13 protein-coding genes are annotated in these 13,106 nt (G+C 68.5%); 5 read left to right on the top strand and 8 right to left on the bottom strand.

Annotation, left to right across the window (positions count from 1 at the left end; genetic code table 11):
* Positions 1-41 precede the first annotated feature (41 nt).
* Positions 42-1,361 (top strand): diguanylate cyclase, encoded by a 1,320-nt coding sequence (locus tag AABN02_RS18335; RefSeq protein ID WP_338416355.1) that lies wholly within the window; start codon positions 42-44, stop codon positions 1,359-1,361.
* Here the strand turns inward: AABN02_RS18335 and AABN02_RS18330 are convergent.
* The 5 genes from AABN02_RS18330 to grpE all read right to left on the bottom strand — a co-directional run bounded on the left by AABN02_RS18330 (position 1,337) and on the right by grpE (position 6,164).
* The gene (locus AABN02_RS18330; protein ID WP_338416354.1) at positions 1,337-1,747 is read right to left on the bottom strand and encodes a polyhydroxyalkanoate granule-associated phasin; all 411 of its coding nucleotides are present in this window, start codon (positions 1,745-1,747) and stop codon (positions 1,337-1,339) included. The two genes, AABN02_RS18335 and AABN02_RS18330, sit on opposite strands and share 25 nt — an antisense overlap.
* A 68-nt stretch (positions 1,748-1,815) precedes the next feature.
* The gene (locus AABN02_RS18325) at positions 1,816-2,223 is read right to left on the bottom strand and encodes a DUF1801 domain-containing protein (protein ID WP_338416353.1); all 408 of its coding nucleotides are present in this window, start codon (positions 2,221-2,223) and stop codon (positions 1,816-1,818) included.
* Between the two features lie 26 nt (positions 2,224-2,249).
* Entirely contained in the window at positions 2,250-3,401 is a 1,152-nt protein-coding gene (gene dnaJ / locus AABN02_RS18320; RefSeq protein WP_338416352.1) for a molecular chaperone DnaJ, read from the bottom strand.
* A gap of 140 nt (positions 3,402-3,541) precedes the next feature.
* On the bottom strand, positions 3,542-5,485 hold the full coding sequence (gene dnaK, locus AABN02_RS18315; protein ID WP_338416351.1) for a molecular chaperone DnaK: 1,944 nt from the start codon (positions 5,483-5,485) through the stop codon (positions 3,542-3,544).
* A gap of 121 nt (positions 5,486-5,606) precedes the next feature.
* Entirely contained in the window at positions 5,607-6,164 is a 558-nt protein-coding gene (grpE, locus tag AABN02_RS18310; RefSeq protein ID WP_338416350.1) for a nucleotide exchange factor GrpE, read from the bottom strand.
* A 203-nt stretch (positions 6,165-6,367) separates the two neighbouring features.
* Between grpE and AABN02_RS18305 the strand changes: the two genes are divergently transcribed.
* Positions 6,368-7,252, top strand: a complete 885-nt coding sequence (locus AABN02_RS18305) for a DUF6502 family protein (RefSeq protein ID WP_338416349.1) — start codon at positions 6,368-6,370, stop codon at positions 7,250-7,252.
* A gap of 33 nt (positions 7,253-7,285) precedes the next feature.
* Positions 7,286-8,812, top strand: coding sequence for a DUF5666 domain-containing protein (locus tag AABN02_RS18300; RefSeq protein WP_338416348.1), 1,527 nt, complete (start codon positions 7,286-7,288; stop codon positions 8,810-8,812).
* A gap of 14 nt (positions 8,813-8,826) precedes the next feature.
* On the opposite strand, the gene AABN02_RS18295 is transcribed toward AABN02_RS18300, so the two are convergent.
* From AABN02_RS18295 to AABN02_RS18285, 3 genes are read right to left on the bottom strand one after another with little or no spacing between them, the layout of a single operon-like run.
* Positions 8,827-9,276 carry an RNA-binding S4 domain-containing protein gene (locus tag AABN02_RS18295; RefSeq protein WP_338416347.1) on the bottom strand — a complete coding sequence of 150 codons (450 nt, stop codon included), beginning with the start codon at positions 9,274-9,276 and terminating at the stop codon, positions 8,827-8,829.
* A complete protein-coding gene (locus AABN02_RS18290; RefSeq protein ID WP_338416346.1) occupies positions 9,273-10,757 on the bottom strand; it encodes a sensor histidine kinase in 1,485 nt (494 codons plus the stop codon). Before AABN02_RS18290 ends, AABN02_RS18295 begins: the two co-directional genes overlap by 4 nt.
* An 18-nt stretch (positions 10,758-10,775) precedes the next feature.
* A complete protein-coding gene (locus tag AABN02_RS18285; protein WP_338416345.1) occupies positions 10,776-11,456 on the bottom strand; it encodes a response regulator transcription factor in 681 nt (226 codons plus the stop codon).
* 155 nt (positions 11,457-11,611) lie between these two features.
* On the opposite strand from AABN02_RS18285, the gene AABN02_RS18280 reads away from it, so the two are divergent.
* Positions 11,612-12,571: a tripartite tricarboxylate transporter substrate-binding protein gene (locus AABN02_RS18280; protein WP_338416344.1), complete on the top strand. Its 960-nt coding sequence runs from the start codon at positions 11,612-11,614 to the stop codon at positions 12,569-12,571.
* A gap of 3 nt (positions 12,572-12,574) precedes the next feature.
* On the top strand, positions 12,575-13,105 hold the full coding sequence (locus AABN02_RS18275) for a tripartite tricarboxylate transporter TctB family protein (protein WP_338416343.1): 531 nt from the start codon (positions 12,575-12,577) through the stop codon (positions 13,103-13,105).
* The last annotated feature ends 1 nt before the right edge of the window (position 13,106 follow it).

Genomic DNA, 13,106 nt, shown 5'->3' with positions numbered 1-13,106 from the left:
CGCACGCTGGCCAGCTGGCGCGCCTGGACCAAGGATTCGGCGTGACGACAGCGCTCCCCCGGATTCTGGTCGTCGACGACGACGCCACGGCGCGCCTGATGATGCGTGCGGCCCTGCGCAAGGCCGGCTACGACGTCGTGCTCGCGGTCGATGGCGAGGATGCGCTGCGCCAGTTCAGCGCCGAGGCCTTCGACCTGGTCCTGCTGGACGTCGAGATGCCCGGCCTGAGCGGCTACGAGGTCTGCGCCCGGATGCGGGCCGCGTCGGACGATCTGGTGCCCATCGCGATGGTCACCGGCATGGACGACGTGCAGTCGGTCGAGCGTGCCTACGAGATCGGGGCCACCGACTTCATTCCCAAACCCCTGAACTGGGCACTGGTGGGGCACCGGGTGCGCTACCTGCTGCGCAGCCACCAGAACCTGCTCGAACTGAAGCAGGCCCAGGCCCGCCACGAGGCCGTGCTGGCCGCGATCCCGGACCTGCTGTTCGAGCTGGACCTGGAGGGGCGCTTCCTCGACTGCCATTCGCCGAATTCGGTCCTGCTGTCGCAGTCGCCCGAGCGGCTCGTCGGCCGCCTGATGAGCGAGGTGATGCCGCCGGATGTGGCTGCGGTCGGCCTGTCGGCGCTGCAGGCGGCCTATGCCCATGGCACCTCCTTCGGCAAGCAGTACGAGCTGGCGCTGCCGCACGGCCTGCGCTGGTTCGAGCTGTCTGTCGCCCGCAAGGCCACCGCCGGCGGGCAGCTGCCACGCTTCATCGCGCTGGCGCGGGACATCACGGGGCGCAAGGAGGTCGAACTGCGGGTGGCCCGGGCGGCCTACTTCGACGGCCTGACCGGTCTGCCGAACCGCGTGTCCTTCATGGAGCGCATCAGCCGGGAAATCGGGCGCGCCGACCATGCGCAGCACAAGCTGGCGGTGCTGTTCCTGGACCTCGACGGGTTCAAGACCATCAACGACACGCTGGGCCACAGTGCGGGCGACCTGATCCTGCAGGCCGCGGCCGATCGCTTCCGACTGGAATTGCGTCCGGCCGACATGGTGTCGCGTGCCAGCCCGGATGGGCTGGAGGTCGAGTTCGCCCGGCTGGGCGGCGACGAGTTCACCGCGCTGATCCTGGACATCGACGGACCGGACGATGCGCTGGTCGTCGCCCACCGGATCGGACAGGTGATGCGCCAGCCCTTCCTCATCGAGGGGCGGGCCGTCACGCTGACCACGAGCATCGGCATCGCGCTCTACCCCGACAACGGGCCGGACGCGGCGACGCTGCTCCGGCACGCCGACATGGCCATGTACCAGGCCAAGCGGGCGGGGCGCGACAGCGCCTGTCTTTACGGCTCGATGCCGGAGGTGTGACCGAGTCGGCGGGCGTTGTCGCTGGCGCGTTCGCTGACCGGGCTCAGACCGGCGCTCAGCACCGCCAGCGGCGTGTCCGTCATCAGCGACCAGGCGGTCTGCGGATGCACCATCGACCAGGGAATGGTCGACCAGTGCGCATAGGCCGTTGCCAGTTTCTGGGACGCATCCAGGCTGGCCAGCGTCATCGCCTGCAGGGATTCCTGCAGCGCGGCGAGCTTTTCCATGCCCATGGCGGTGAACTCTTCCTGGTCGACTGCGGACGGTTGGGCGCCGGCTGCGGCGAGTCGGGTGAGCCGGTGGTTCACCACGAAGGGGACGGCGGTTCCCAGCGCATGGATCTGCCGCTGGATGTCGGCGAGCGATCGTTGGGCGGAGGTGGTCACGGTTGATTCCTGTGTGGTGGAGAACCACACAGTACTCCAGTGACCTGACACCTGCCCGTTTGCAGCGCTTAGGGCCGTGTCTTTTTCCCCATGCGCTGGCGCGGAACGGCGACCGTGGCTGCCAGCGCCTGCAGCACGAACTCGCGCACCTTCTTGCGCTTGAGGTCGGTCGGCACCGTCAGCTTGAGGTGGCGGCGCTTCTTGCCGTCACCTTCCAGCAGGTGGTCCGGGTCTGCCAGTTCGGCGCCGCGGCTGAACTCCAGCATCACGTGCCGGGGGTGCGAGAAGATGCCGCAGAAGGGCGAGCCGGCGGAGAACAGGATCCCGCCGTACTTCACCTCCTCGCAGATGGCGGGATCGGCCGCCAGCACCAGCCCCCGCAGCCGGGAGACGAGATCGACGCGCACGTCCTCGTGCAGGAAGAGCGTGTCGAGCAGGTCATCGACCTTGTCGGTGTTCAGGAAACGATCGGACATGGGGGCTTCGGTAGCGGCTGGCGGGTTTACTTGAACAGGTCCTTCATCCGGTCGGTCCAGCTCTTGGCGGTCGGCGAGTGCTTGTCGCCGCCCTTCTTGAGCGACTCGTCCAGCTCCTTGAGCAGCTTGCGCTGGTGCTCGCTGAGCTTGATCGGGATCTCGATCTGGATGTGGCAGTACAGGTCGCCGGGGTAGTTCGAGCGGATGCCCTTGATGCCCTTGCCGCGCAGGCGGAAGGTCTTGCCGTGCTGCGTGCCTTCAGGCAACTCGATCTCGGCCTCGCCGCCCAGCGTCGGCACCGACACCGAGCCACCGAGTGCGGCCGTGATGACGCTGACCGGCACGGTGCAGTGCAGGTCGTCGCCGTCGCGCTCGAAGATGTCGTGCTGCTTGATGCGGATCTCGACGTAGAGATCGCCGGCCGGGCCTCCCTGCGTGCCGGGTTCGCCGTGGCCACGCAGCGCGATGCGCTGGCCTTCGTTGATGCCGGCCGGGATCTTGACTTCCAGCGTCTTCTGCTTCTTGACCTTGCCCTGGCCGTTGCAGGTGGTGCAGGGCTCGGGAATGATCTTGCCGGTGCCGTGGCAGTGCGGGCAGGTCTGCTGGATGCTGAAGAAGCCTTGGCGCAGATGCACCGTACCCGAGCCGTGGCAGGTCGTGCAGGTCTTGGCGCTGGTGCCTGGCTTGGCGCCGCTGCCGTGGCAGGTGTCGCACTCTTCCCAGGTGGGGATGCGGATCTGCGCTTCCTTGCCGAGTGCTGCCTCCTCGAGCGTGATCTCCATCGCGTAGGACAGGTCCGCGCCACGGTAGACCTGCTGGCCGCCGCGCCGCTGGCCACCGCCACCGCCGCCCTGGCTGAAGATGTCGCCGAAGATGTCGCCGAAGGCCTCGGCGAAACCGCCGCCGCCGAAGCCCTCCGGGCCGCCGCGGAAACCGCCCGCGTTCGGATCGACGCCCGCATGACCGAACTGGTCATAGGCCTGGCGCTTCTGGGCGTCGGAGAGCATCTCGTAGGCCTCCTTGACCTCCTTGAATTTCTCTTCGGACGCCTTGGCGCCGTCACCCTGGTTGCGGTCCGGGTGGTGCTTCATGGCCATCTTGCGATAGGCCTTCTTGATGTCGTCTTCGCTCGCGTTCTTGGCGACGCCGAGGACTTCGTAGTAGTCACGCTTTGCCATGGACAGTTCCGACAGCAGCAAGCCCGTTCCGATTGGACGGAGGCAGGCTTTTCAAACAGGAACGCCGCGCCGAGCAAACAGTGCTGCAGGCAGCACCAGTCTCGAACGCGGCGGGGACCACCAGCGGGTGGATCAGCAGATCACTTCTTCACTTCCTTGAACTCGGCGTCGACGACGTCCGGGTTCGACGGATCCGACTTCGGGGCCTCGCCGCCAGCCGCACCAGCCGCACCGGCGGCGCCTGCAGCACCCTGCTGGGCCTGCATGTCGGCGTACATCTTCTCGCCGAGCTTCTGGCTGGCGGTCATCAGCTCGTTGGTCTTGGCCTCGATCAGTTCCTTGTCGTCGCCCTTGATGGCTTCCTCGACGGCCTTGATCGCGGCTTCGATCTTGTCCTTCTCGCCGGCTTCGAGCTTGTCGCCGTAGTCGGTCAGCGACTTGCGCACCGAGTGGACCATGGCATCGCCCTGGTTCTTCGACTGCACGATCTCGACCTTCTTCTTGTCCTCGGCGGCGTTGACCTCGGCGTCACGCACCATCTTCTGGATCTCTTCTTCCGAGATGCCGGAGTTGGCCTTGATGGTGATCTTGTTTTCCTTGCCGGTGGCCTTGTCCTTGGCGCCGACGTGCAGGATGCCGTTGGCGTCGATGTCGAAGCTCACCTCGATCTGCGGCGTGCCGCGCTGGGCCGGCGGGATGCCCTCGAGGTTGAACTCGCCCAGCAGCTTGTTGCCCGTGGCCAGCTCGCGCTCGCCCTGGAACACCTTGATCGTCACCGCCGGCTGGTTGTCGTCCGCGGTCGAGAAGGTCTGTGCGAACTTGGTCGGGATGGTCGTGTTCTTGGTGATCATCTTGGTCATCACGCCGCCCAGGGTCTCGATGCCCAGGCTCAGCGGGGTGACGTCGAGCAGCAGCACGTCCTTGCGGTCGCCGCCCAGGACCTGGCCCTGGATGGCGGCACCGACGGCCACGGCTTCATCCGGGTTCACGTCCTTGCGCGGCTCCTTGCCGAAGAACTCCTTGACCTTGTCCTGCACCTTGGGCATGCGGGTCATGCCGCCGACCAGGATCACGTCGTCGATGGCGCTGACGGCCACGCCAGCATCCTTTATCGCGGTGCGGCAGGGGGCGATCGTGCGCTCGATCAGCTCTTCCACCAGCGACTCCAGCTTGGCGCGGGTCAGCTTGATGTTCAGGTGCTTCGGGCCGCTGGCGTCGGCCGTGATGTACGGCAGGTTCACGTCGGTCTGCGAGGAGTTCGACAGCTCGATCTTGGCCTTCTCGGCGGCTTCCTTCAGGCGCTGCAGGGCCAGCACGTCCTTGGTCAGGTCGACGCCTTGCTCTTTCTTGAACTCGGTGACGATGAAATCGATGATGCGCTGGTCGAAGTCTTCGCCGCCCAGGAAGGTGTCGCCGTTGGTCGACAGCACTTCGAACTGCATTTCACCGTCGACGTCGGCGATCTCGATGATGGAGACGTCGAAGGTGCCGCCACCCAGGTCGTACACCGCGATCTTGCGGTCGCCCTTGCCATGCTTGTCCAGACCGAAGGCCAGTGCGGCGGCGGTCGGCTCGTTGATGATGCGCTTGACGTCCAGACCGGCGATGCGGCCGGCGTCCTTGGTCGCCTGGCGCTGCGCGTCGTTGAAGTAGGCCGGCACCGTGATGACGGCTTCGGTCACTTCTTCACCGAGGTAGTCCTCGGCGGTCTTCTTCATCTTGCGCAGCACTTCGGCCGAGACCTGCGGCGGCGCCATGCGCTTGCCACGCACTTCCACCCACGCGTCGCCGTTGTCGGCGGCAGCGATGGTGTAGGGCATCAGGTCGATGTCCTTCTGCACTTCCTTCTCGGTGAACTTGCGACCGATCAGGCGCTTGACCGCGTACAGCGTGTTGCGCGGGTTGGTGACCGCCTGGCGCTTGGCCGAGGCGCCGACGAGGATCTCGCCGTCTTCCTGGTACGCAATGATGGACGGCGTCGTGCGCGCGCCTTCACTGTTCTCGATCACCTTCGCGGTGTTGCCTTCCATGACGGCCACGCACGAATTGGTGGTGCCGAGGTCGATGCCGATGATCTTGCCCATGGTGTTGAAGCTCCGGAAAATTGTTTGGTTGTCTGTGATCTGTGGCTTGTCCGGCCGGTTTCAAGGGGCATCGATGCCCCGGGACAACGGACAGGCCTGTTATTTGTGCTGGGTCAAGGCCTTACTTCGGCGCGGCCACGGTGACGAGGGCCGGGCGCAGCACCCGCTCGGCGATCAGATACCCCTTCTGCAGCACCATCACGACGGTGTTGGCGTCCTGGTCGGCGGGCACCACGCTGATGGCCTGGTGCTGGTGCGGGTCGAACTTCGTGCCGACCGGCGGGCTGATCTCGACGACCTTGTTGCGCTCCAGCGCCTGCACCAGCTGGCGCAGCGTGATGTTCACCCCCTCGAGCACCTGCTCCGGCGAGCCCTGGCCGCTGGCGTGGGTGGCCAGTGCGGCTTCGAGGCTGTCCTTCACCGGCAGCAGGCTCTCGGCGAACCCTTCGACCGCGAACTTGCGCGACTTGGCGATTTCCTCGTCGGCACGGCGGCGGGTGTTGTCGGCCTCGGCCTTGGAGCGCAGGTAGGCGTCGGCCAGTTCGACATTCTTGGCTTCGAGTTCGGCGATGTGTGCAGCGGCTTCGCTGGCGGCCGTCTCGGCCGTGTCCGCGGGCGGGGTGTTCAGCGACGCGGGCTCGGTGTCTTGGTAAGGGGAGGGGTTCTGGTTGTCGGACATTGGAGAGTCTTTTCCTTGCCTGTTTTTGCAGCGACTGGGTAGCGAAATGAGGTTGTCGCGCCAGACTTCAAGAGGGGCGTGTGACAGAAGTTGACGAAACACACCCGGACGAGGCTGTGATAACTGTCACACTTGCAGGCTGGAATGTCCGCGCGCTGTGCGGCCGGGGGAGTTCGGCCGGGGTGCGGGCATGTTTGCCGATGATGACCGAACCGATTTCACCCACCCCTGCCGAGCAGTCGCTCGACGACATCGCCGTGATGCTGGCACCGCTGGTGCGCTGGCTGCTGGTGCAGGGTATCCCGCTGAATGCACTGGTACGCACCCTGCGCGGGGTCTATCTGACCGAGGGCCACGATGATCTGGCCCGGCGTGGGCGCCGCGTGACCGATTCGGCCTTGAGCGTGCTCACCGGCATCCACCGCAAGGAGGTGCGCGCCTTCATGGAGGCCCACCACGAGCCGACGGGCGCGTCGGCGTCCGTGTCGCGCCTGACGCCGACCCCGGCTTCGGCGCTCTTCTCGCAGTGGATCACCGACCCGGCCTACCGGGAGCCGGCCGGCGAGATCCGGCGGGAGCTGCCGCGGCATGGTCCGGCCCCGAGCTTCGAGGCGCTGGCGCGCGAAGCCTCGCGCGATGTCCATCCCCGCACGCTGCTGGAAGAACTGGAGCGGCTGCAGCTGGTCGAGGTGCAGCCCGAGCGGGTGCGCCTGCTCTCCGACCGCTTTGTCCTGCCGCTGCACGATCCCGCTGCGGTGCACACGATGGCGGTCAACGTGGCCGACCACATCGCCGCAGCGGTGCACAACCTGCAGGCCGAGCTGCCGTCCGAGCGGCTGCTCGAACAGAGTGTCTTTGCCGACGGTCTGAGTGCGGCCTCGGCCCATCACCTGGGCGAGGTGGCGCGGCAGCTCTGGGGCGTGGCGCTGGAGGGCATGGTGCGCGAGGCGCACGCGCAGATCGCCCAGGATGCGGCGCGTGGTCGCCAGCCGACACCGGATCATTCCGATGAACGGAATACCCGGGCGCGCTTCGGGATTTATTACCATCTTGAAGTGAACAAATCGAACAACCCCGGGGAGGACTGAATGGCTGGGGTTGATCTGGCAGGAGATGAACAGATGCGTGTTTCGAATCGACGGATCGGGCTGGTGGTGGCGCTGGTGGCCGGGCTGCTGGCGGTGCTGGTGGCCTGTGGCGGTGGCGGTGGCAGCGTGGGGACCAATGGCACCGGCAGTCCGGTGCTGGTGGGTCTGAACGTGGGCACGGTGTCGGGCCTGGGCAGCGTGATCGTCGACGGCGCCCGCTACGACGACAGCGCCGCGAAGACCGAGGTCAGCCGCAATGGCACCGACGTCGAGGTGGGCGATGTGCGTCTGGGCCACCGGGTGTCGCTGGAATTCGGCGCGGATGCCAATGGTGCCAAGGTGCTGCAGCGCATCGAGCTGGTGCCGAGCGTCTCGGGCCGCATCAGCGAGCGCACCGGCGACACCGTCGGCGTGCTGGGCCAGACGGTCGCCGTCAACACCGACCCGGCCCGCGGACCGGTGACGGCCTTCGAGGCGCCGCTGAACAGCCTGGCCGACCTCCAGCTCGGCGATGCGGTGGACGTGCACGCACTGATGCAGCGCACCGGCGCTGCTCCCACCGATGTGCGGCTGGTGGCCACGCGCATCACCCGGCGCAGTGCGCTGGCGGGTGTGCGGGTCAGCGGGACGGTGGCCGCGCTGTCGGCGGCCGGCAGCGGCGGGGCGCGCAGTTTCCGGCTGGGGGCCTTGACGGTGCAGCTGCCGTCGTCGTCGGCGCTGCAGCCGCAGGGCATCGAGCTGCTGGACGGCCGCGCGGTGACCGTGTTTGCGGCCGAGTCGGCCTTTGATCCGGCCACGCTGCACCTCGACGCCAGCAAGGTGCAGGTGATGTCGATTGGCACGGCCGGCAGCGGCAGCACCGGCGCGGCCAGCACCCTGAGCCGCGCCGGACTGGTCGGCGTCTGGACCGGGACCTCGTTCGAACTGGACGGCGTGGGGCTGCTGGTCAATGCCGACACGCAGATCGTGTCCGCAGGGCAGCCGCTGGGCGATGGGGCCTATGTGCAGGCGACGGCGGTGCTGAACAGCAATGGCCGCTGGCTGGCGACCCGCATCGAGCGCCTGGGTTCCGCCACTGCCGGCGCCGAACTGCGGGGCACACTGGATGACTGGTCCGCCACGGCGCGCACGTTCAGCCTGCGCGACACCCTGGTGACGCTGGCGCCGACCGCGCAGATCGATCTGGCGGCCTGCCGCGCACCGTCGCTGGCGGATGACCTGTATGTCGTGGTCAAGGGAGTGGCCACCGCACAGGGCCTGACGGCCAGCACGGTGGTCTGTTCACCCGAGCCGGCGGGCACCAAGAGCCGGCTGGAGCGCCGCGGGCTGGTGCTGACCGTGGACCCCACGGCCCGCCGGCTGACGATGCGCCGCCGGCCGGGCGACCCGGTGCTGACGGTCACCTGGGCGGAGTCGGTCTACCTGGGCGAGCCGCTGACCGTGGCGGCGCTGGTGGCACTGGCCGGCACGTCGAGCGAGATCGAGGTCGAGGGCACGCTGTCAGCGGACTGGCTGCAGATGGCCGCCCGCAAGATCAAGCTGCATTCTGCGGACCGCTGACCGCGGCCCCGCGCTCAGGACTCGTCGTCTAGCGAGGCGCTCCAGCGCTGCCACTCGACCAGCTGGCGGCGGTCCGACTTGGTGGGCCGGCCCTGTTCCATGGCCACGGCCGGGTCGACCGCATACGGCCGGCGGACCTGCCACTCGGCCTGGGCGGCGATGCTCTCGGGTGTTTCGGTGTAGAGCAGCTGCGCCTGGGGCGCCGGGCCACGCGCTTCGGACAGCCCGAGCACCTGCACCTCGCGCGCCACCGGGCTGTTGCCCTGGCGCAGGCTCAGGCGGTCGCCGGGCCGCACCTCCCGCGAGGGCTTGGCGTGCTGGGCGTTGACCAGGACGCGGCCGCGCTCGATCTCGTCCCCCGCCAGCGTGCGGGTCTTGAAGAACCGCGCGGCCCAGAGCCACTTGTCGAGGCGCTGGCCCGGGATCGGCGCAGGCGGTGGGGGAGGGCGGGACTTGCTGCTCATCGGCTGTTGGACGGGTTGGGGTCAGGGGGCGTCGGATCGGCCAGAGGCAGGCGCACGGTGGCGTCCAGCCCGAGGGTGTGCCCGTCGGGATCGGTGCGATTGTCCAGCACCAGCGCGCCACCCAGCGACTGCACGATCTCCTGGCAGATCGCCAGCCCGAGGCCGGCGCCGGTGCGCAGGTTGTCCGCGCTGCGGCCGGCGGCGAAGGGGCGGAACAGGTGCGCGCGCTGCGCGGCCGGGATGCCGGGGCCGCTGTCGGCCATCGTCAGCGTGGCGTGGCGTGTGTCGCTGTGCAGCCGGATGGCGAGCGCCGAGCCGTCGGGCGTGGACTTGATGGCGTTGTGCAGCAGGTTGCGCACGAGTTCCCGCAAGGCCCAGGCATGGGCGCGCACGGGGGCCGGGTCGGTCTCGATCGAGAACTCCAGCCCGTGGTCGGCGATCAGGGCAGAAAGGTCGATCGCCACGTCACGGACCAGACCGGCCCAGTCGAGCACCGGTGCCTGGCCCTGCTGGCGCAATTGCTCGACCTTGGCGAGGGCCAGCATCTGGTTGGCCAGTTCGGTGGCGCCGTCCACGGTGTGCTCGATCTCGGCCAGCGCCTGCCCGGCGTCGATGTCGCCACGGCGGGCCGACTGGACCTGCGTCTTGAGCACCGCCAGCGGCGTGCGCAGCTGGTGCGAGGCGTCACGCACGAAGCGTTTCTGGTGGTCGAGCAGCTGAGACAGCCGCGCCATCATCGCGTTGTTGGCGTCGATCAGCGGCTGCAGCTCGCGCGGCGCCTCGTCGGCCACGAGGGGGGTCAGGTCGCCGTCGCCGCGCTGCTGCAGCTGGGCGCTGAGCTGGCGCACCGGCCGCGTCGCCCGCTGCACGACCCACACCACCACGCCCGCGATCACCGCGATCAGCGCGGCCTGGCGCCAGAGCGTGCCGAGCAGCAGCTCGCGGGCCAGCGAGTGGCGCAGCTCCAGCGTCTCGGCGACCTGGATCGTGGCCATGCCGACGCCGTCCCGTCCCGCCACCGGCTGCAGCAGCACCGCCACCCGCACCGGCTGGCCGCGGAATTCGGCGTCGTAGAAATCGACCAGCGCGGCATAGACGCTGCGTGCGGGCAGCGTGCCGCGCCAGACCGGCAGGTCCTCGAAGCCGGAAATCATGCGGCCCTGCATGTCGCTGATGCGGAAGTACATGCGGCTGCGGTTGTCGGCCTCGAAGGCTTCGAGCGCGGAGTAGGGCACCGTGGCGGTGACGACCGTGCCTTGTCCCTGCCCGTCCGGGGCGATGTCCAGGTGTTCGCCGAGCGCCTTGGCCGAGGCCAGCAGCGTGCGGTCGTAGGCGGTGTCGGCCGACTCCAGCGCCTCGCGGTAGACGCTGACCGAGTTGATCAGCACCAGCACCGCCACCGGCCCCAGGATGCCGATCAGCAGATAGGCCCGCAGCGACAGGTGTTCGTGCAGCCGGTGCCAGCGGGCGAGGAGTGACAAGGGCTCCGGCATCGGGATTCAGGCCGCGGCCTTGAGCAGATAGCCCAGACCGCGCAGCGTGACGAGCTGCGCGCCGGTCTGGGCCAGCTTCTTGCGCAGGCGGTAGACCACGACCTCGATCGCCTCGGCCTGCACGTCGGCTTCACCCGGAAAGACCAGCTCGAACAGCCGCTCGCGCGCCACCGCATGGCCGGGCCGGGCGAGCAGGGCGCGCATCAGCGCGAGTTCGCGCGCGGTCAGCTCCATCGGGGCGCCGTGCAGGTAGACGGCGCCGCTGTCGGCATCCACGTGCAGGCCGCAGAAGGTGTCGGGCTGCCGGCTCGGTCCGCTGCCGGCCGCGCCGGAGCGACGCACCAGCGCCCGCACCCGCGCCTCCAGTTCGTCCAGATCGAAGGGTTTGGCGAGATAGTCGTCCGCGCCGGTGTTCAGGCCCAGGATGCGGTCGCCGACCGTGCCGCGGGCGGTCAGGATCACCACCGGCGTGGTCCAGCCGGCGCTGCGGGCGCGGCTCAGCACCTCCAGACCGTCCAGCCCGGGCAGGCTCAGGTCGAGCAGCACCACGTCCGGCTGGCTGGCCTCCCAGCGGTCGAGCGCGCGGGCGCCGTCGTCGCAGCCAACGACCTGGATGCCGCGCCGCTCGAAGGCGCGGCGCAGCGTGGTCTGCATCGTGGCGTTGTCTTCGATCAGCAGGAGTTTCATGGGCGGGAGCCTAGCGCGTCGGCCCCCGAAGCTTGTCCCTCTGGAACCCCGCATTTCCCCTAGGTACTCGGACAGCCGTTTGACAGACAGCGCGGCCACCATCGCTGCTGTCCCGTTCAGAATCATCCCCCCACCATCCGCCCAGGAGTTCCCCCATGCGTCGCGACACCTTCCTCAAGTCTCTGGCCGCCATGGCTGCTGCGGGCGTGCTGCCTGCACAGGCCGCCGACGTCAACCTCAAGATGATGATCCCCGCCAACCCGGGCGGTGGCTGGGACGGCACCGGCCGCGCGCTGGGCAAGGCCATGCAGGACGCGGGTGCCGTCAACACCGTGCAGTACGAGAACAAGGGCGGCGCGGCCGGCGCGATCGGCCTGGCGCAGTTCGTCAACGGCAGCAAGGGCGACGCGAACACGCTGATGGTGATGGGCGCCGTGATGATCGGCGGCATCATCACCGGCAAGCCGCCGGTGTCGCTGACCGCCGCGACCCCGGTGGCGCGCCTGACCAGCGAATACAACGTCTTCGTCGTGCCGGCCGAGTCGCCGTTCAAGACGATGAAGGACGTGGTCGATGCCGTGAAGAAGGACCCCGGCAGCGTCAAGTGGGGCGGTGGCTCGCGCGGATCGACCGAACACATCGCCGCGGCCATGCTGGCGCGCGAGATCGGCGTTGACGCGACCAGGATCAACTACGTGCCCTTCCGTGGCGGTGGCGAGGCGATCGCGGCCATCCTGGGCGGCAACGTCTCGGTCGGTGGCAGCGGCTACAGCGAGTTCCAGCAGTACATCGACTCCGGCAAGATGCGCCCGATCGGCGTCACCTCGCCGACCCGCCTGAAGCTGGCACCGACCGTGCCGACCATGAAGGAGCAGGGCTACAACGTCGAGATCGGCAACTGGCGCGGCGTCTACGGTGCTCCCGGCATCACCCCGGCCCAGCGCAAGGCCCTGACCGACCTGCTGCAGAAGACCGTCAAGTCCAAGGGCTGGATGGAGGCGATGGAGAAGAACGGCTGGACCGACGCCTGGCTGGCTGGCCCCGCCTTCGACGAGTTCGTCGACCGCGAGTTCGCCGCGCTGCGCGCCACGATGGTCAAGGCCGGGATGATCTGAACCATGGCCGACACTGCGCGTGATGCCCTGCTGGCCGAGTCCCGGCGGCACCAGACCTGGCTGGGTGCCGGGGTGGTGGTGCTGGCGCTGGGGCTGGCGTGGGGAGCGATCTCCATTTCCTCCGAGGCGGGTTACGCGGGTGTCGGCCCCAATTTCCTGCCCTGGGTGGTGTCGGTCCTGCTCGGCCTGTGCGGCCTCTGGCTCATCTGGGAGGCCCGCACCGGCGGCTTCCGCGACATGGAAGAGACGGACGGCGCCGACCGTGGCCACTGGCCCGGCTTCGCCTGGGTCACGGCCGGCATCGTGCTCAACGCGGTGCTGATCACCAAGATCGGCTTCATCCTCAGTTGCGCGCTGTGCTTCGTGCTGGCGGTGCGCGGCTTCAAGTCGTCGGAAGGGCGGCTGGACCTGCGCCTGCGCGCCTGGATCACCGACGCCCTGATCGGCATGGCCATCTCGGCGCCGGTCTACTGGATGTTCACGAAGGCGCTGGCCATCAGCCTGCCCGGACTCACCGCGACGGGCTGGCTCTGAC

The organism is uncultured Sphaerotilus sp. (assembly GCF_963924895.1).
Taxonomy (GTDB): Bacteria; Pseudomonadota; Gammaproteobacteria; order Burkholderiales; family Burkholderiaceae_C; genus Sphaerotilus.
This window is presented reverse-complemented; position numbering and strand designations above follow the sequence as displayed.